Annotated in this window: 20 protein-coding genes; all 20 read left to right on the forward strand. The window is 37.0% G+C overall.

Going from position 1 to position 18,632, the window contains the following annotated elements; genetic code table 11:
- Positions 1-14 precede the first annotated feature (14 nt).
- The 20 genes from NST46_RS15925 (at position 15) to NST46_RS16020 (ending at position 18,590) form a co-directional block, all read left to right on the forward strand.
- The gene (locus NST46_RS15925) at positions 15-1,052 is read left to right on the forward strand and encodes an NAD(P)H-dependent glycerol-3-phosphate dehydrogenase (protein WP_095308952.1); all 1,038 of its coding nucleotides are present in this window, start codon (positions 15-17) and stop codon (positions 1,050-1,052) included.
- Positions 1,053-1,111: 59 nt separating this feature from the next.
- Positions 1,112-1,372, forward strand: a complete 261-nt coding sequence (locus NST46_RS15930; protein ID WP_095308954.1) for a stage VI sporulation protein F — start codon at positions 1,112-1,114, stop codon at positions 1,370-1,372.
- Positions 1,373-1,616: 244 nt separating this feature from the next.
- On the forward strand, positions 1,617-1,814 hold the full coding sequence (locus NST46_RS15935; RefSeq protein ID WP_095308956.1) for a DUF2768 domain-containing protein: 198 nt from the start codon (positions 1,617-1,619) through the stop codon (positions 1,812-1,814).
- A 20-nt stretch (positions 1,815-1,834) separates the two neighbouring features.
- Positions 1,835-2,563 (forward strand): hypothetical protein, encoded by a 729-nt coding sequence (locus NST46_RS15940; RefSeq protein WP_095308959.1) that lies wholly within the window; start codon positions 1,835-1,837, stop codon positions 2,561-2,563.
- 257 nt (positions 2,564-2,820) lie between these two features.
- Positions 2,821-4,299, forward strand: a complete 1,479-nt coding sequence (gene spoIVA, locus NST46_RS15945) for a stage IV sporulation protein A (protein ID WP_095308961.1) — start codon at positions 2,821-2,823, stop codon at positions 4,297-4,299.
- A gap of 763 nt (positions 4,300-5,062) precedes the next feature.
- Positions 5,063-5,335: an HU family DNA-binding protein gene (locus tag NST46_RS15950; RefSeq protein ID WP_010650679.1), complete on the forward strand. Its 273-nt coding sequence runs from the start codon at positions 5,063-5,065 to the stop codon at positions 5,333-5,335.
- A 230-nt stretch (positions 5,336-5,565) separates the two neighbouring features.
- The gene (gene mtrB / locus NST46_RS15955) at positions 5,566-5,790 is read left to right on the forward strand and encodes a trp RNA-binding attenuation protein MtrB (RefSeq protein WP_095308967.1); all 225 of its coding nucleotides are present in this window, start codon (positions 5,566-5,568) and stop codon (positions 5,788-5,790) included.
- A 130-nt stretch (positions 5,791-5,920) separates the two neighbouring features.
- Positions 5,921-6,706 carry a heptaprenyl diphosphate synthase component 1 gene (locus NST46_RS15960; protein WP_118889607.1) on the forward strand — a complete coding sequence of 262 codons (786 nt, stop codon included), beginning with the start codon at positions 5,921-5,923 and terminating at the stop codon, positions 6,704-6,706.
- A 3-nt stretch (positions 6,707-6,709) separates the two neighbouring features.
- A complete protein-coding gene (gene menG, locus NST46_RS15965; protein WP_095308972.1) occupies positions 6,710-7,417 on the forward strand; it encodes a demethylmenaquinone methyltransferase in 708 nt (235 codons plus the stop codon).
- 381 nt (positions 7,418-7,798) lie between these two features.
- Positions 7,799-8,770 (forward strand): heptaprenyl diphosphate synthase component II, encoded by a 972-nt coding sequence (hepT, locus tag NST46_RS15970; protein WP_095308974.1) that lies wholly within the window; start codon positions 7,799-7,801, stop codon positions 8,768-8,770.
- Positions 8,771-8,847: 77 nt separating this feature from the next.
- On the forward strand, positions 8,848-9,294 hold the full coding sequence (gene ndk / locus NST46_RS15975) for a nucleoside-diphosphate kinase (RefSeq protein WP_095308977.1): 447 nt from the start codon (positions 8,848-8,850) through the stop codon (positions 9,292-9,294).
- Between the two features lie 66 nt (positions 9,295-9,360).
- Positions 9,361-10,161, forward strand: coding sequence for a CheR family methyltransferase (locus NST46_RS15980; protein ID WP_095308979.1), 801 nt, complete (start codon positions 9,361-9,363; stop codon positions 10,159-10,161).
- A gap of 149 nt (positions 10,162-10,310) precedes the next feature.
- Positions 10,311-11,480 carry a chorismate synthase gene (gene aroC / locus NST46_RS15985; protein WP_095308981.1) on the forward strand — a complete coding sequence of 390 codons (1,170 nt, stop codon included), beginning with the start codon at positions 10,311-10,313 and terminating at the stop codon, positions 11,478-11,480.
- Positions 11,480-12,553 (forward strand): 3-dehydroquinate synthase, encoded by a 1,074-nt coding sequence (gene aroB, locus NST46_RS15990; RefSeq protein ID WP_095308983.1) that lies wholly within the window; start codon positions 11,480-11,482, stop codon positions 12,551-12,553. Before aroC ends, aroB begins: the two co-directional genes overlap by 1 nt.
- Positions 12,550-12,924 (forward strand): chorismate mutase, encoded by a 375-nt coding sequence (gene aroH, locus NST46_RS15995; protein ID WP_095308985.1) that lies wholly within the window; start codon positions 12,550-12,552, stop codon positions 12,922-12,924. Before aroB ends, aroH begins: the two co-directional genes overlap by 4 nt.
- Positions 12,924-14,024: a histidinol-phosphate transaminase gene (hisC, locus tag NST46_RS16000; RefSeq protein WP_341137471.1), complete on the forward strand. Its 1,101-nt coding sequence runs from the start codon at positions 12,924-12,926 to the stop codon at positions 14,022-14,024. Before aroH ends, hisC begins: the two co-directional genes overlap by 1 nt.
- A gap of 9 nt (positions 14,025-14,033) precedes the next feature.
- Positions 14,034-15,134 (forward strand): prephenate dehydrogenase, encoded by a 1,101-nt coding sequence (locus tag NST46_RS16005; protein WP_095308989.1) that lies wholly within the window; start codon positions 14,034-14,036, stop codon positions 15,132-15,134.
- A 30-nt stretch (positions 15,135-15,164) separates the two neighbouring features.
- Entirely contained in the window at positions 15,165-16,451 is a 1,287-nt protein-coding gene (gene aroA, locus NST46_RS16010; RefSeq protein WP_095308991.1) for a 3-phosphoshikimate 1-carboxyvinyltransferase, read from the forward strand.
- A gap of 221 nt (positions 16,452-16,672) precedes the next feature.
- On the forward strand, positions 16,673-17,941 hold the full coding sequence (locus tag NST46_RS16015) for a tetratricopeptide repeat protein (protein WP_095308993.1): 1,269 nt from the start codon (positions 16,673-16,675) through the stop codon (positions 17,939-17,941).
- Positions 17,942-18,041: 100 nt separating this feature from the next.
- Complete coding sequence (locus tag NST46_RS16020; RefSeq protein ID WP_095308995.1) at positions 18,042-18,590, forward strand: ReoY family proteolytic degradation factor; 549 nt, start codon at positions 18,042-18,044, stop codon at positions 18,588-18,590.
- Positions 18,591-18,632: the final 42 nt, after the last annotated feature.

Here is an 18,632-nt window from a genome sequence, read left to right on the forward strand (position 1 = left end):
AGGAGACCAGACTTATGGCAAATGTTGCAGTGTTAGGAGCAGGAAGCTGGGGTACTGCATTAAGTATTGTACTAGCAGATAATGGGCATGATGTTCGCCTATGGTCACACCGTAAGGAACAGGCAGAAACCATTAATCGTACTCGTAAAAACGAAAAATATTTACAGGGCATTTTGCCGGAGCAAATAACAGCTTTTCACGATTTAAAAGAAGCTGTTACTGGAGTTGCCGCTATAATTGTTGTAGTTCCAACAAAAGCGATTCGAGAAGTTTCCCAGAATTTAAATAACATGTTAGCAGAAAAGCCCACCATTATTCATGCATCGAAAGGAATTGAACCAGATACATTAAAAAGGGTCTCTGAAATGATTAGTGAGGAATTGACAACCTACGATTATGAGGAAATCGTTGTTCTTTCAGGTCCTAGTCATGCAGAAGAGGTAGCATTAAGGCACCCTACAACTGTTACAGTATCTGCTGTTAACATGGATAATGCAAAGATCGCACAAGACCTTTTTAATAGTGATACATTTCGAGTTTATACAAGCTCAGATATACTTGGTATAGAGCTAGGTGGGGCTTTAAAGAATATAATCGCTTTAGGAGCGGGAATTTCGGATGGGCTTGGCTATGGCGATAACGCAAAAGCTGCATTAATGACTAGGGGGCTTGCTGAAATTGCTCGGTTAGGAACATCGCTTGGTGCAAATCCACTTAGCTTTTTGGGGCTGCCAGGTGTTGGAGATCTAATTGTAACGTGCACAAGTGTCCATAGCCGAAATTGGCGTGCTGGAAATTTATTAGGAAAAGGCAATAAGCTAGATGATGTTCTTGAGCAAATGGGAATGGTTGTTGAAGGTGTAAGGACCGTAAAAGCAGCATATCAATTTGCAAAAGAGCAACAAGTGGAGATGCCAATTACTTCGGGAATTTATCAAATATTATTTGAAGAAAAAACACCTAAAGCAGTTGTTGATGAACTCATGAGCAGAGATAAACGAGACGAAATGGATGATATTTCAATCTTATTAAACGAGCGTTATACGCAATAACACGTTATCAACCTCCTTGCATATACTATGTTGAATGATTATAGCAAGGAGGAGAATAAGTGAATAATTTTCAAAAGGGAATGTTTGACAAGTTACAAAAAAATGCCAATATTAACCCGGATGATGTTATGAAGGTGGCCGATTCTGTAAAAAACGCAAATTTTTCGGATGAAAAAACAGTTCGAAATTTAGTGAGGCATTTAGCAAAAATGGCAGATAGACCTTTAACAAAAGAAAAAGAAGATAAAATTGTTCAAGCAATTGTTAATAATAAAATGCCAGGGGACATGCAATCGTTAAACCATTTATTTAAAAAATAACGAATCATAGGTAACCTGCGGATACGATATACTATATCCTTGCATAAGATAAATCGCACAAGCATTCATGGATAGAGTTGCTGAGGATTTTATTTAGTCAACCCGGGATGGAGAGGCCCCCTTCATTTCGGGTATTTGTTTGTTGAAAGCGGCTGTACTAATTTACCATTTCGATACGTGCAGGTATGACTCATATGTTATAATACGGTGTGCAAAGGAAAATAGAGATCTGGGGTGAACAAAAATGTCATTATCGATGCTTATGATGTATATCTCTTTTGTTGGAATGTTTTTATTAATAGTAGCTATTGGTTTAATTGTACTGAGTAGAAAAAAATTGAAAGGATGGTTAGCTGGGATTGTGTCCTTTATGGCATACCTTTCATTAATTTCGGGTGGACTAATCATTCTTTACGTCGTATTAAGTGGTCCTACACGGTAGCTGATAAGGAGGCTATTGCAATGAAGCATACATATTATAAAATTATCGGAATACTATTACTTTCAGTGCTATTAAGTGGCTGTCTGTATCCACAAAGTGAAAGAGAGCAAAATCAAATTCCATACGAAGATCAATTGGATACCGTTCAAAATGCTGTTAACGATTATCGAGAAGAGAAACAAGGTTTGGTGCCAATACGTACAAAGTCGAGCGATACGCCAATCTTTGAAAAGTATTTAGTTGATTTCACTTTATTAAAAGAAAACGGCAATTTATCTAATGCACCTGGAAATGCTTATGAACAAGGCGGCGTTTATCAATATACATTAATCACACCTGAAGATGATCCAAGGGTTAAATTAATTGACTTACGTGTAACCGAAGCAATTCGCAGTGTAAATGTCCAATTAGATATTTTTCGGAGTGAACATATTTATCCAGCATACGGCGAAAAAATTGTAAACGGTCTATATACAATTGATTATGAAAAACTAGGTTTAAATAACGCTCCAACTGTAGTCAGTCCGTATTCGCAGGAGAATTTGCCTATTATTATGGATGTGGACGGTAATCTCTATGTTGATTACAGTATCGATTTAAATAATGCCTTAAATGAATATGATCATGATTATAAAGAAGGCGACGACATCCGTTACATTTTAGCCGATCACACTCCTTTTGTGCCAGCATATTCCCTTCCTTATACCATTAAAGATAATGAGCCGGTTTTCTTAATGGAAGAGGAGTAAAGCGTAGGATGAGAGGAAATTAGAAATAACGGTTAAAGTTTTGATAAATATAACATATAAATTCCCTTGTAACATATATTGTTGCAAGGGAATTTTATTTTTTTCATTTATTTTGCCTGAATAAATTGCTCTAGGGTGAATTAATTTAGGAAACAGACTGAAACAAGTCATATTTTAATAGGACAACATCATAGACTCATAATGTCAATATATTACGGGTGGTCCATATTAAAGTACGGAGATCGGGAGGGGATCTTTTGGAAAAAATCGATATTTTTAAAGATATTTCCAAACGGACAAATGGAGATATTTATCTAGGAATCGTTGGTGCAGTCCGTACAGGAAAATCGACATTTATTAAAAAGTTCATGGAGTTAGTTGTGTTACCGAATATTGAAGATGAGAGTGAACGAACGAGGGCGCATGACGAATTACCCCAGAGTGCAGCTGGACGTACAATTATGACGACAGAGCCAAAGTTTATCCCAAATCAAGCTGTTCAACTAACTGTGGATGAAGGGCTTGACGTAAATGTTCGTCTTGTGGATTGTGTCGGTTATGCAGTTGAAGGGGCTAAGGGGTTTGAAGATGAAAATGGACCAAGGATGATTAACACACCATGGTATGAAGACCCGATTCCGTTTCATGATGCAGCCGAAATCGGTACACGAAAAGTTATTCAAGAGCATTCAACGATTGGCGTAGTTGTGACCACAGATGGATCCATTGGAGAAATTCCGCGTAATGATTATGAAGATGCAGAATCCCGAGTTGTGGAAGAGTTGAAAGAGGTCGGGAAGCCATTTATTATGGTAGTTAATTCCGTTCGACCATCTAGCCAGGAAACAGAATTACTACGTCAAGACTTAGCAGAAAAATACGATATCCCAGTACTTTCTATGAGTATCGAATCGATGACAGAACATGATGTTTATAATGTTCTCCGTGAAGCGTTATATGAATTCCCAGTTCTTGAAGTGAATGTTAATCTTCCAAGTTGGGTCATGGTTTTAAAAGAAAACCATTGGCTAAGAGAGAACTACCAAGAAGCAATTCAAACAACCGTGAAAGATATTAGAAGATTACGGGATGTTGATCATATTGTCGGCAATTTTTCTGAATTCGAGTATATTGATAAAGCAAACCTTGCGGGAATGGAAATGGGTGAAGGGGTAGCTGAGATTGACTTGCATGCACCAGATCACTTATATGATCAAATTTTAAAGGAAATTGTGGGAGAAGAAATTCGTGGGAAAGATCATCTCTTAGAATTAATGCAAGACTTTTCATATGCGAAAAGGGAATATGATCATATTTCCGGAGCTTTACAAATGGTAAAGCAAACGGGATATGGAATTGCCGCCCCAACTTTGGAGGATATGTTATTGGATGAGCCTGAAATCATTCGCCAAGGCTCAAGATTTGGTGTTCGTTTGAAGGCCGTTGCACCTTCCATCCATATGATTCGAGTAGAAGTAGAATCTGAATTTGCTCCTATTATCGGAACGGAAAAACAGAGTGAAGAACTTGTTCGGTACTTAATGCAGGACTTTGAAGAAGACCCATTATCCATCTGGGAATCCGATATTTTTGGCAGATCACTCAGCTCCATTGTGCGCGAAGGTATCCAAGCTAAAATATCACTAATGCCTGAGAACGCCAGATATAAACTGAAGGATACGCTAGAAAGAATCATAAATGAAGGATCCGGAGGACTAATAGCAATTATTTTATAGCAGCTGATTATAAGCTGCTTTTTGTTTTGCTTTAACTTAGCTCAAAATGAATATAAACTTCGAATTAACACATAATGTTTGTGCGTATATCCGCTCCGGAAATATAATTCGCGCATCCAAAGGGGTGCTGGTGAGCCTCCTTGTACTGTCGCTCCCCGGAAGTGGGTTTCTTCCGGAGAGGCTGAAGCCGTGCCCACGGAAAGCATCCGCTCGAAGCGATCCCGGACAGCGATTATTGCACATACTTGAAGAAAACAGCCGAGAAGTTAGTTCGCAGTTACTTTCAATTCTAATGTATTTCAATCTCACGCTGTGAAAATAGGGATATAAAAATGACGTATTAATTACCTTTTTTTATAGAAATTAACAAAATTTCAGTTTGCAAAGCTGAAATTTTTACTTCTTATAGGCTAATTATTGATAAAAAAATTTTTATGAACGGAAGGAAATTTACAGCTAGTGTCGTATATGTATAATAAACCAGCTGTAAGCCATGGGACACATAGCTTTTACAGATTTACCAAAAAATGGGTGGTTTTTCGTCATTCAGAGGGCATTTTTGGCTTTTTTGCAAATAAATATCAATAAAATCGTTACTTATTGTTGAATTTTATCGCAAACTCAGTTAATATAAGCCTTGTCATCAAATGAACTGAATGACATTTGCGTATAAAGAGGCAAACAAGTGTGCAGAATGGATTCATAGAAATGGATTTATTTTGTTCCCATGTCGAAGCATACATTTTGGGAGGAGGTGAATGTCATGAACAAAACAGACTTAGTGAATGCAGTTGCTGAAAAAAGTGAGCTTTCTAAAAAAGACGCTACAAAAGCTGTAGACGCAGTTTTCGAATCTGTCATGGATTCACTTAAAAATGGTGAAAAAGTACAGTTAATCGGATTTGGTAACTTTGAAGTACGCGAGCGTTCAGCACGTAAAGGACGTAATCCGCAAACTGGAGAAGAGATTGAAATTCCAGCAAGTAAAGTTCCTGCTTTCAAACCAGGAAAAGCCCTTAAAGACAGCGTAAAATAAGCTACATAGGGCGTAAAAAGGGTGCGTAATCATACGTACCCTTTTTCTATTATTTTGGCAGATATGAAAGTATAAAACTTTCATATCTGCATAAGTGATTCTAAGAAAGCAAAATACACTTACTAGGAATCCATTTAAAGAACGTCAAGTTTTCTAAAAACGCCGAGAATTAAATTGACTTTCATAATATAATAGGACATAGTAAATATAAAAAGGGGCAAAAAACAGCAATGAACAATTCTTCGATTAAATCGGATTTTTTTGTTATTAAGGCTTTAGAAGATGGAGTAAATGTAATCGGTTTGACCCGAGGGAATGACACGAAATTTCATCACACCGAAAAACTGGATGAAGGTGAAGTTATGATAGCGCAATTTACAGAGCATACTTCAGCTGTAAAAGTCAGAGGTAAGGCAATTATTCAAACGAGTCACGGTGAACTAGATAATCGATAAGGTTTTAGTAAATCCTATCACTTTTTAACCATCCTCCGTATTCTTTCGTTTTTATAACCGACAATATATGCTATAATAACGAAAGCACTCGAAGGATGAAAGGGCTAAGGTGATATCTTTGAACACTTCAATGACAGAAATTCAACATATAAGAAATCTACTAGAAGATAAAATCCATAATGAATATCTTGAAAGACATATACAAAAGCCCATAATTCATGAAGGGAAACTGCAGATTTTAGCTGAATTAGTCTTTAGTTGTGATTCTTTAAGCATCATTCAAAAGGAACGTTTCGTCATCACAACGATGATGGTGCAGATGGCACTTGATACACATGATTTAGTACCAATTGGTAATGAAGAGAATGAAACGAAAGAAGAGAAGCTAAGCAAGCAGCTTAATGTTTTAGCAGGAGATTATTACAGTGGATTATATTATTATCTATTGTCTGAAATAGAAGATGTTGAACTAATACATACACTTGCAATTGCAATTAAGAATATTAATGAATACAAAATGAAACTTTATTACAAAGAGATTGAAACATTTGAGACGTTTATGGATGTAACAAAACAAATTGATTCCATGCTGCTTGTACGAGTAGCGCGATTTCTTCATGGAGACGAATTGAATCAAGTTATAAGTGATTGGTTGCTAACAGAAAGGTTAGTTCATGAAAAAATAGGTGCTACGGCTAATAGGACACCATTACTCGTACAGTGGAAGGAAATGAATATCGATACTTCGTATAAAACGGGGTTAAATCCAATTGATTCGTTAATCGAAAAACAACTAGATAAAGTTGATAAAGCTCTATCACAGGTACCTGGTAAATATGCAGCATTTCAATCGTTAATTAGAAAAAAACTAGAAAATATGAGTTTTTATCAATCCTCGATTGTGGAAGAAGGTTGACTTATGCACGAACAAAGTAAAGAAGAACGTGTGCACCACGTCTTTGAAAAAATCTATACGAAGTATGACTCGATGAATTCGATTATCTCTTTTCAACGACATGTTGCATGGCGTAAAGATGTCATGAAGCGAATGCAGGTTAAGAAGGGGTCTAAAGCATTAGATGTATGCTGCGGTACTGGGGATTGGTCCATCTCACTTGCAGAAGCTGTTGCAAAAGAAGGCACCGTGATTGGTCTTGATTTTAGTAAGAATATGCTCTCTATCGCTAAAAAGAAGCAACAGGAATTAAAACTGGATCAATTGGAACTCGTACATGGAAATGCAATGGAACTTCCATTCGATGATAATACATTTGACTATGTTACAATCGGATTCGGGTTAAGAAATGTTCCTGATTATATGACGGTCTTAAAAGAGATGTACAGGGTTGTAAAGCCTGGTGGAAAGGTTGTATGTTTAGAAACATCACAACCTACGCTAATTGGTTTCAGACAGGGTTATTACTTGTACTTCCGTTTTATTATGCCTTTATTCGGCAAGCTATTTGCGAAAAGCTATAAAGAATACTCCTGGCTTCAAGAATCTGCGAAGGATTTCCCTGGAAAAACCGAATTAAAACAGATGTTTTTGGATGCTGGTTTCTCTCATGTTGAGATGAAAAGCTATACAGGCGGGGTTGCAGCAATGCATATGGGCTTTAAGAAATAATGGTAGAACAAAAGCTCGGTTAGTGGCATATGGACCTTGTCCCGGGTGGTTAAACTTGTCGATAATACCTTAGGCGAAGATTCACTCCTAAGTATAAGATAAACTATGACTTTTCCCGATTTGAACGAAAAGTCAAGTTCATCTAAAATGGAACATGCTCCTGTATGGAGATGCCGACGTTAGGTTTTATCCCGGTATTATTCGGCCATTCTTCATATGAAATCGATGTTAATTTAGATTGTCAAGAGGGTGTGGAAGGCTTACTGCGGCTTTAGCACTTTGTGGACGTGGCTATACCGGTAACTAAGTTATTCACAAAATACAAATTAACCCCGCAAATATACTATTTATTTTTCAAGGTTATAAATAAGGTGACATAATATGAGACTTCCAAAAATGTATAGTTTTTTAAAAAAAGATTTAGATCTAATTGAATCCGCACTGCATCAAAGTATACAAGCAGAACATCCTGTTCTGCGTAATGCTTCTGTTGCTCTTTTGGATGCTGGAGGAAAAAGAATCCGTCCAGTATTTGTATTGCTTGCAGGACAAATTGGAAATTATAACATAGAACGTATTCAAAAGATTGCAGTTACCCTTGAATTAATTCATATGGCAACACTCGTCCATGATGATGTAATTGATGAAGCTGAACTTCGGAGAGGGAAACCAACCATTAAATCTGTATATGGCAATCGTGTTGCTATGTATACAGGTGATTACATATTAGCAAGAGCTTTAGAGGTTGTAACGTCTATTAAAGACGTGCAAGTTCACCAATTGCTTTCTAAAACACTTGTTGAGGTAAGTATTGGAGAAGTAGAGCAGATCAAAGATAAATTTAAGTGGGATCAAACACTTCGTGACTACTTAAGAAGAATTAAACGTAAAACTGCATTGCTTATTGCAACGAGCTGCAAGCTTGGTGCGATCGCAAGCGGCTTATCTGAACGGGATGCAGGGAAATTGTATCGGTATGGATATTATATTGGTATGTCTTATCAAATTATCGATGATATCCTTGATTTTACATCATCTGCCAAGGAACTTGGAAAGCCAGCAGGAAATGACTTGCTGCAAGGAAATATAACATTGCCTGTATTATATGCGATGAGGGATCAAAGCTTTTACAAATTGTTGAGGGAGATTTTTGCAAATCCCAGCACAGTTGGCGATCAGGAGATGCAGCAGATTATTTCTGAATTGAAAAAGACACAAGCGATTAAGCAGGCATACGAAACGAGCGATTTATACCTCCAAAAAGCTTTAAAATCATTGGATTCGTTACCGGCTTCAAAGGCAAAGCAAACCTTACAGGATATTGCGAAATATATTGGTAAAAGGCGTTCATAATGTATATTGTTATTTTTATAAAAATTTGTTAAAATTTTAGAGGTTACTGTTTTTATACATAATAACGAGGTGAAATAATGGAAAAGACATTTTTAATGGTAAAACCAGACGGCGTACAACGTAATTTGATTGGAGAAGTTGTAAAACGATTTGAATCAAAAGGATTTAAACTTGCTGGTGCAAAGCTAATGGTAATTTCAAACGAGCTTGCGGAAAAGCATTATGGTGAGCATAAAGAAAGACCATTTTTTGGCGAGCTTGTTGATTTTATTACTTCTGGTCCTGTATTTGCAATGGTTTGGGAAGGCGAGAATGTAATCGCGACTGCACGCCAGATGATGGGTAAAACAAATCCACAAGAAGCTGCTCCAAGTACAATTCGCGGAGATTTTGGCGTGACGGTCGGAAAGAATATTATCCATGGTTCTGACTCTCCAGAAAGTGCGGAGAGAGAAATTTCACTATTCTTTGATGAAAGTGAAATCGTTTCTTACAATAAACAAGATAGTGCATGGATTTACTAAGTAAAAATAAACCTCCGTTTTTAACGGAGGTTTTTTTACAATTATGGGTGAAAGAGGCTAAGAACAATGAAAGATGACTATATGGAGTTCATTGAGAAGGTAAAGATAAGGCTAGGAATTAATTTACAGTTATATAAAGAAACACAGATGAAAAGACGAATTACAACACTGCGAAATAAAAGAGGCTATTCTAGCTTCGTATCTTATTTTGAAGCATTCAACAAAGATAAAGATATGCTAAATGAATTTACGGATCGATTAACAATTAACGTGTCTGAATTTTACCGCAATGCAAAAAGGTGGGAGGTTTTAAAGGACACTATCCTGCCAATTCTTCTAAAGGATAGGAATCGGTTATCTATTTGGAGTGCCGCTTGCTCAACAGGTGAAGAACCATACAGTTTAGCAATTTTGATGAAAGAACATTTCCCCACTGTACCTGTTCAAATATTGGCAACAGACATTGATACGAATGTGTTGGCAAAGGCAAAGCAAGGAATCTATATGGAACAGGCTTTGAAAGAGTTGCCAACAAGTTATAAAAAGAAGTATTTTGAAATGACGGGCAGTCTTTATAAAATTGATGAGTCACTAAAGCAAATGATTACATTCAAAAAGCATAATTTACTAGCTGATCGCTACCCTACAAACATTGATCTACTCGTATGTAGAAATGTTTTAATTTATTTTACGGATTCTGCTAAGGAAAATATTTATAAAAACTTCAGCAATGCATTAAAACCAAATGGCGTATTATTCGTTGGAAGTACAGAGCAAATTTTTAACCCAGCTAAATATGATTTCAATCTTGCAGAAACATTTTTTTATCAAAAAATTAATGAGTCACCAGTTAAAACGTCTCTTTAATTTTGGGTTACTCCGACTTCATCACTTGTAAAATTATTTTTTTCGAAAAAATGCAACATAAACAAATGGAGTTATGGTATAGTAGTTAGAAAAACTTTGGATTTATCATATCCGCTTTTTAAGTAAATCATTGTAAAGGAGAATGTTCATTGCGCTACTTAACTTCAGGGGAATCTCATGGGAAACAACTAACAACAATTATCGAGGGACTCCCTGCACAAATGCCATTATTAAAAGAAGACATTAATGAGTCCTTAATACGTCGGCAAGGGGGGCATGGAAGAGGAAAGCGAATGCAGATCGAGAAGGATCTGGTCGAGGTAACAAGTGGTATTCGACATGGATATACGTTGGGTTCTCCTATTTCGCTCGTTATACATAATGATGATTTTAAACATTGGACAGATATTATGGGAGAAGATCCTATTAAAGAGGATACAAAGCTTAGACGAGTTGTTACAAAACCAAGACCAGGCCATGCAGACTTAAATGGTGCATTGAAATACGGCCATCGTGACATGCGAAATGTTTTAGAAAGATCCTCTGCCCGAGAAACTGCTGCTCGTGTAGCTGCAGGAGCCGTTGCCAAAACTTTCTTAAAGCACCTTGGGATCGAGGTATGCGGATATGTGAAAGAGATCGCGGGTATTCGTGCAGAAGATAAGGACGACCTTACGATTGAAGAACGTATAAAGATATCGCAGGAATCACCAGTTATGGTTTTGGATAAAAATGTAGAACAAGAAATGATGGATAAAATTGATAAAACGAAAAAAGAAGGAGATTCCATTGGCGGAGTCTGTGAAGTATATGTAGAAGGCATGCCTGCTGGAGTAGGGTCTTATGTTCATTATGATCGTAAGCTTGATAGCAGAATCGCCGGAAGTGTAATGAGTATCAATGCATTTAAAGGGGTCGAATTTGGAATTGGATTTAAAGCTGCTGAATTGTTTGGTAGTGAAGTTCATGATGAAATTGCTTGGGACAAAGACAAAGGTTACTACCGTACATCAAACCGACTTGGCGGTTTTGAAGGGGGCATGACAACTGGTATGCCGATTGTTGTAAAAGGTGTCATGAAGCCAATTCCGACATTGATGAAACGACCACTACAAAGTGTCGACATTGAAACAAAGGAGCCATTCAAAGCAACTGTTGAACGTTCTGATGCATGTGCAGTTCCTGCTGCTTCTGTAGTCATGGAGCATATTGTCGCATTTGAACTAGCAAAAGCTATTACGGAGCAATTTCCGAGTGATGAATTCTCTAGACTGAAAAAAGCAATTGACGATTATCGCGAAGAAATAAGGTGTTTTTAGTGGAGAAAATTTTAGTTAAATCAAGCACGAACGCCTATACGATTTCAATTGGAGAATCATTACGATTGCAAATCAAGCAATTTCTGAATAAAGAATATTCATCCATTTTGGTTGTAACGGATGAGCATGTTGCAGCACTCTATTTAAAGGATATTCTGGAAAACCTACCTGCATATCGGGTTTTCCAGTCTATCGTCCCAGCTGGAGAAAAGTCAAAAAACCTCCAAACCTTCTACCAATTACAAACCGAAGCCATTGAATTTGGTCTGGATCGTGAATCACTAATCATTGCCCTTGGCGGAGGCGTTGTTGGAGATCTTGCCGGTTTCGTTGCTGCAACTTATATGCGTGGGATTGATTATATTCAAATACCGACAACGATTCTTGCTCATGACAGTAGTGTCGGTGGGAAGGTAGCAATTAATCATGAGTTTGGTAAAAACCTGATCGGTAACTTCTATCCGCCAGAAGCAGTTATTTATGATGTTGACACACTACATTCTTTAAGTGAGCGTGAAGTGCGGTCAGGCTATGCGGAATTGATTAAGGAAGCGTTGATTGCTGATAAGAATTTTTTCAATACATTGTTAATGGTGGATATTTATAATGTATCGAATCATGGGCTACAGAAGCATCTGAAGCAAGGCATTAGAATTAAAGCTGCTATTGTAGAAGCGGATGAAAGAGAATCAGGGGTGCGTAAGTATTTAAACCTTGGACATACATTAGGTCATGCATTAGAAGCTGAACTTGGATATGGGACATTGACTCATGGAGAAGCAGTAGCTATTGGTCTTTTATTTTCTATTCATGTGAGCGAAGCATTATATTCGATAAAATTACCATTTGATGAGCTTGTTCAATGGTTTAAAACGAATAAATATCCGATTATTGGAACGGACTTAAACAATTTAGCATTAATAAGTAAAATGAAGTCAGATAAAAAGGCATTAAAGAGCAAAATTCAAATGGTGCTATTAGAGGATGTAGCTAAACCAGTTACAAGAGAATTAGAGGATACTGAAATCGAAATTTATTTAACATCATTTGAGAGAAGGTTGATGGTACAATGAATAGGGGATTAAGAGGGGCAACTACGGTCTTACAAAACGAAGAAAACCAAATGATAGAAAATACAAGATTACTAATTGAGGAAATGGTAGCGAAAAATAATGTCCAACCTACTGATGTTTCACACGTTTTCATATCTGTAACGAAAGATTTAAATGCAGGATTTCCCGCAAAAGCTCTAAGGGAGATTTCGGGTTGGACATATGTTCCTGTCATGTGTATGGCTGAAATCGATGTGCCGAACAGTTTACCGAAATGTATTCGAGTAATGATGGTTGTTAATACAACGGAAGAACAAGAAAAAATTCAGCATGTTTTCCATCATGATGCTGTTAAATTACGACCTGACCTTGTAAAGGGGGATAATAACTAATGGAAGCAAAGCCAGTCTTAAGTCAGCTAACTCCTTACAAGCAGGGAAAGCAGACGAAAGAAATCCAGCAAGAATTTGGGTTAGAACGAATCGTAAAACTCGCGTCGAATGAAAACCCATATGGTTATTCAAATCAAGTGAAAGAGGCGCTTTTACAAGGATTGCCCGACTTTAATATATACCCAGATGGCTATACTGCTGAATTAAGGTCTGCATTAGCAAACAAGCTGGAGGTAGCAGAATCACAATTAGTATTTGGAAGCGGGACAGAAGAAATCATTCAAATGCTGTGCAGAACATACCTTGCTCCGGGATCGAATGTTGTTACAGCAACACCGACTTTTGGCCAATATAAACACTATTCCCTAATCGAAGGGGCAGAGGTAAAGGAAATTGAAGTAACTGCTGACGGTTATCATGCCTTGGATAAGATGCTTGAAGCTATTGATGAAAAAACAAGAATCATTTGGCTTTGTTCACCGAATAATCCAATCGGGACTGTAATTCCAAAAGAGGCATTTGAAGCTTTCTTGAACAATTGTCCGAAACACGTTCTTATTGCTTTTGATGAGGCTTATTTTGAATACGTTGATCCAGAAGCTAACATAGATGTGCTTTCGTACATCAAAAATCATAACAATTTGATTGTAATGCGCACATTTTCTAAAGCTTATGGATTAGCAGGGTTACGAATTGGCTATGGTATAGCAAATCATATGATTATCGATAAGTTAAATGTTGTTAGAGGACCTTTTAACACTACCTCTATTGCACAGCAAGCTGCACTTGTTGCACTATCCGATGACGTATTTATAACGAATAGTTATGAAAAAAATAAAACGGTGAAAGCATCTTTTAAAAACTTTCTCAATCAAATCGGTTGGAAATACTTTCACTCAGAAACAAACTTTCTCCTTGTAGAAACACCGATAAGCGGTATCGATGTATTTCAGTATTTATTAGAGCGTGGTTTTATAGTAAGGCCTGGTGAACTACTTGGTATTCCAAAGACAATTCGAGTGTCTTTAGGGACAGGTGAAGATATGGAAGACCTACAACGCGTTCTGTTAGAATTCCATAACGAAGCAATAGTAAAGTAAGGTGATAAAATGCGAAAGACGATTTTAGTAGCAGGAATTGGTTTAATTGGAGGTTCCCTTGCAAAGGGCATGGCGCAATCAAGTGATCATCATATTATCGGATATGATCTGAATGAAGCTTCACTTGAGTTTGCACGTTTAAACGGTATCATTCATGAGGCAAGTACTAATTTTATAGAGGCAGCACAGCGATCCGATTTTATTATTCTGGCAGCACCAATTTCGGAAACAATCGCATTGGTGAATCTACTTAAAACGGTATCCTTTAAACGGAAAGTGATTATATCTGATACCGCATCCGTAAAGGGAGCGATTTTAAAAACAGCAAGTTCGTTAAACAGTGAAAATGTAACTTTCATTGGTGGCCATCCGATGGCTGGTTCACATAAAAGAGGTGTGCAAGCAGCAAAGGCACATCTATTTGAAAATGCGATTTATGTATTGTCACCTACAAATGGAAATCAACACAATGAGATTGAAGCTTTAAAAGGCGTTTTAATTCAAACGAAAAGTAAATTTGTTGTCTTAATGCCAAATGAGCATGATGAAATGACTGGTGTTGTATCACACTTTCCTCATTTAATCGCTTCATCCCTTGTACATCAAGCAAAAAAATGGGAAAATACGCATGCATTCCTACCAAAGCTCGCAGCAGGGGGCTTTCGGGATATTACGCGCATTGCCTCAAGCAATCCAGAGCTTTGGCAGGATATCTTCTATCATAATCGGGATAAAATGTCCGTGTTACTTCAAGAGTGGATAGAAGAGATGAAAGGTCTAAAGCAGCTTCTGGATCATGATCAAAAAGAGGAAATGATTACATATCTCAATAAAGCAAAGCTATATCGAGACGGTTTGGCAGAATCAAAAAAAGGTGCTATTCCTGCTTTTTACGACTTGTATGTTGATATTAGAGATCAGCCCGGTGCAATTGCTTCCATTGTGCAGTTATTGGCCCAAGAGAAAATTAGTATTAAGAACATAGAAATTCTTGAAGTTCGTGAAGATATTACGGGCCATATGAGACTGAGCTTTAGTTCAAAGAAAGCTCAGGTAGCAAGCTCAACATTATTAGAGAATAATGGGTACGAAACGATGATACAACAATAATGCCAATAGAATAAAGGATGTGAATAGATAGTGAGCGAATGTACATTGCAGCAATCGAACAATCCGCTTTCGGGAGAAATTTTAGTTCCGGGAGATAAATCAATCTCGCATCGAGCAGTAATTTTCGGTTCTTTAGCAAATGGAATAACGAAAATCACGCATTTTCTTGATGGGGAAGACTGCATGAGGACGGTGGAAGCATTTAGGGAAATGGGCGTTTCTATCGATGTTCATGATACAACATTAATAATTAAAAGTAAGGGTGTAAAAAGATTAGTTGAGCCAGATCAACCTTTAGATTTCGGTAATTCAGGAACAACAACAAGACTAATGCTTGGAATCCTAGCTGGGTTACCTTTCTTTACGACAATCTACGGGGATGCCTCTCTTTCCAAACGACCAATGGACAGAGTAGTGAATCCATTGAGACAGATGGGCGCAATAATTGATGGCAGATTTAATGGAAGCTTACTTCCAATAGCAGTCCGAGGGACGGCGATTAAAGGAATCAATTATACCCTGCCAGTTAAAAGCGCTCAAGTTAAATCAGCGATTCTTCTTGCTGGTTTACTTGCAGAAGGTGAAACAAAAGTTACAGAGCCAATTCCGACGCGAAATCACACGGAAAATATGCTTAAAGCCTTTGGTGCAGATCTAACAATTGATGGAAACACAATCACTGTTACGAACAAAAGTGATCTAACTGGGACAGATGTACATGTTCCGGGCGATATTTCATCTGCTGCATTTTTCTTAGTTGCGGGAGCTATTGTACCTGGTAGTGAAATTTTACTGAAAAATGTAGGGTTGAATCCTAGCAGAACTGGTATAATTGAAGTCTTAAATAGAATGGGCGCAAAAATTCAAATTGTAACTGAGCATTCTACAAGTGGAGAGGCATTTGGAAATGTTCGAATTGCCCATGGCTCTTTAAAAGGTATCACAATTGAAGGAGAAATCATTCCTCGATTAATCGATGAAATTCCAGTAATAGCTCTTTTAGCGACACAGGCAGAAGGGACAACGGTAATTAGAAACGCAGAAGAATTACGGGTCAAGGAAACAGATCGAATCACAGCAATAGTAGATGTTTTATCAACCCTAGGGGCTGATATTACAGCAACTGAGGATGGATTAATCATAAAAGGACAAACACCATTAAAAGGTGGTAAAATAGCTTCTTATGATGATCATCGTATCGCAATGATGGGAGTAATCGCCAGCCTCATAACAGATGGTGAAGTGACAATCGATGATACTAGCTGTATCGCAATTTCATATCCGAACTTCTTTAAAGATTTAGAATCCATCTCCTAATAAAAGAGTCTGCGCAAGCAGGCTCTTTTTGTTTCAAACTAAAAACCAGATAACAATTTCTTCTCTTTTAACATAATGTACAACTTTGATGCAAAAACAAACGTATATAGATGCATTTCTGTTTCAGTCATCTTCGCTTTTATTGTATAATTGAATCAATCATTTATTTCATTAATAATAGTCGAAATTCATGCGAGTTTTTTGAAGAGAGGATGTTCGTCATGGACACCATTATGGAAGCAGTAAAATTAATAGAAAATAATCAAGCTGAAAAAGGGATCCAACTATTGGGGGATTACTTATCTAAAGCAAATGATGATGAAAAATATACGATTGCAGAGCTTTATAGACAATGGGGACATCTGCAAGATGCAAGACTTATTTTAGAAGATTTATTGAAACGATATCCGGACGAAAGCGATTTAAAAACCTCTTTGGCAGATATTTTTATTGAGCTCGAGGAAGATGAACCAGCAATAACGCTCCTTAATGAAATAGAAAAGGACGATACAGCATATATACAAGCGCTGATCCAATTAGCTGATTTATATCAAGCGCAAGGATTATTCGAGGTGTCTGAGCAAAAACTATTAACGGCGAAGCAACTTGCACCAGGAGAGGTTGTCATCGACTTTGCGCTTGGAGAATTATATTTTTCGATTGGTGAGTATCTCAAAGCGATTACCTATTACGAAAAGGTTAAGTCAAAGCGTGATGAAGTTGCCCATATTTCAATAGATGACAGACTTGGTGAATCCTATGCAGCTGCTGGCGAATATGAAAAATCATTAACCTACTTTACTGAGGATGGTAATGAAAATGCCGATAAGCTATTTAAATATGGAATTACTGCATATCAAACAGATCGAAATGATATTGCAATTAAAGCATGGGAGCATGTAATTGAAATCGACGAGTCTTACCATACAGCTTATTATCAGCTAGCAATGGTTTATGAAAAAGAAGGGCTATTAGAGGATGCGTATAAAACCGCAAAAAAAGGGCTCGAAATGGATGAATACAATAAAGAACTATTCTTTCTAACAGGTTCTATTGCACATCAGTTAGGTCAGGATGATGAGAGTGAGAAATTTATTCGAGAAGCAATCGCATTAGATCCTGATTATAAAGAGGCTATCCTGTTCTTAATTGAGTTATTTAAAAAGAACGAAGCACATATAAATATTACAGACCTTATAACAGAGGTGCAGAAATTAGGTGCAGAGGATCCACTTTATGATTGGGAATTAGCACGTGCATTTAATGAAATTGAATCGTTTGATAATGCATTAAAAAGCTACCGTGATGCATATACTAGTTTAAATCAAGATAGCGACTTCTTGAAAGAGTTTGGCTATTTTCTTACGGAAGACGGTAAGATCAAAGAAGCTATCCCAGTTTTTGAATCCTATGTTCGTTTGCAGCCGTTGGACGAGGAAGTTGAGTCATACTTAGCACGTTTAAAACAAACATATGAATTAGGTGAGTAGAATTTCAGCAGCTATTAAAGTGTTAGCCGTGTAAGTGCAACTAAGATATACACAAAGGAGCCTTGTTTTCTAATAAAACTTTAAAAGGGGGGTAAAACAGATGATAACGCCTGTCACTGCCAAAGATAAAAAAAGTTTTATTCAATGGTTTTTAAATCATTACCGCCTTAAAAAACGAGAAAGCGTCTGGATCCTGAATTATTTAATCAATCATAGTGATTTATTAGCAAATGTGCATTTTGTCAGAGATGTGAAATATTGTTCTAGAGGGATTATGATGACAAGTCACTGTTCTGATGAAGTAGCATTTCGATTTTACAAGGACCACCTTGTAACCACAGATGCAGAAAAGTCCTTCCATGATATCCGGCTCAATCAGGATGAGTCCTTATATTTACAGCTGAATTTTAAAAATGCTAATCAGAATTCATATTATGCTTCTGTACTGGAAGAAAATCCTTTCATCCCAGTTGATTACTATATTACAAATCAGGATAAGGATATTGCTAACCAGCTATTAAATTATTCCTTACATCAATATAAAAAGGAAAAAATACTCTCTGAAATTGATAATGCATTGAAGAGCAAAGACCGCGAGAGGTTCCTGGTACTTACAAAAGAATTAGCCGATTTGAAAAAATCAACCTAAGCTTTAGGTTGATTTTTTTTGTCTATATAAGATAAGATTTAA

The sequence above is a fragment of the Oceanobacillus sp. FSL W7-1309 genome (assembly GCF_038002145.1).
Classification (GTDB): Bacteria; Bacillota; Bacilli; order Bacillales; family Amphibacillaceae; genus Oceanobacillus; species Oceanobacillus profundus.

Coding starts and splice junctions, on each gene's coding strand:
- NST46_RS15960 (WP_118889607.1), top strand. CDS start 5,921: ATGACAGAAATTCAACATATAAGAAATCTACTAGAAGATAAAATCCAT.
- hepT (WP_095308974.1), top strand. CDS start 7,799: ATGAGACTTCCAAAAATGTATAGTTTTTTAAAAAAAGATTTAGATCTA.
- ndk (WP_095308977.1), top strand. CDS start 8,848: ATGGAAAAGACATTTTTAATGGTAAAACCAGACGGCGTACAACGTAAT.
- NST46_RS15935 (WP_095308956.1), top strand. CDS start 1,617: ATGTCATTATCGATGCTTATGATGTATATCTCTTTTGTTGGAATGTTT.
- mtrB (WP_095308967.1), top strand. CDS start 5,566: ATGAACAATTCTTCGATTAAATCGGATTTTTTTGTTATTAAGGCTTTA.
- NST46_RS15950 (WP_010650679.1), top strand. CDS start 5,063: ATGAACAAAACAGACTTAGTGAATGCAGTTGCTGAAAAAAGTGAGCTT.
- NST46_RS15980 (WP_095308979.1), top strand. CDS start 9,361: ATGAAAGATGACTATATGGAGTTCATTGAGAAGGTAAAGATAAGGCTA.
- NST46_RS15940 (WP_095308959.1), top strand. CDS start 1,835: ATGAAGCATACATATTATAAAATTATCGGAATACTATTACTTTCAGTG.
- NST46_RS16020 (WP_095308995.1), top strand. CDS start 18,042: ATGATAACGCCTGTCACTGCCAAAGATAAAAAAAGTTTTATTCAATGG.
- aroH (WP_095308985.1), top strand. CDS start 12,550: ATGAATAGGGGATTAAGAGGGGCAACTACGGTCTTACAAAACGAAGAA.
- NST46_RS16005 (WP_095308989.1), top strand. CDS start 14,034: ATGCGAAAGACGATTTTAGTAGCAGGAATTGGTTTAATTGGAGGTTCC.
- menG (WP_095308972.1), top strand. CDS start 6,710: ATGCACGAACAAAGTAAAGAAGAACGTGTGCACCACGTCTTTGAAAAA.
- hisC (WP_341137471.1), top strand. CDS start 12,924: ATGGAAGCAAAGCCAGTCTTAAGTCAGCTAACTCCTTACAAGCAGGGA.
- NST46_RS15925 (WP_095308952.1), top strand. CDS start 15: ATGGCAAATGTTGCAGTGTTAGGAGCAGGAAGCTGGGGTACTGCATTA.
- NST46_RS16015 (WP_095308993.1), top strand. CDS start 16,673: ATGGACACCATTATGGAAGCAGTAAAATTAATAGAAAATAATCAAGCT.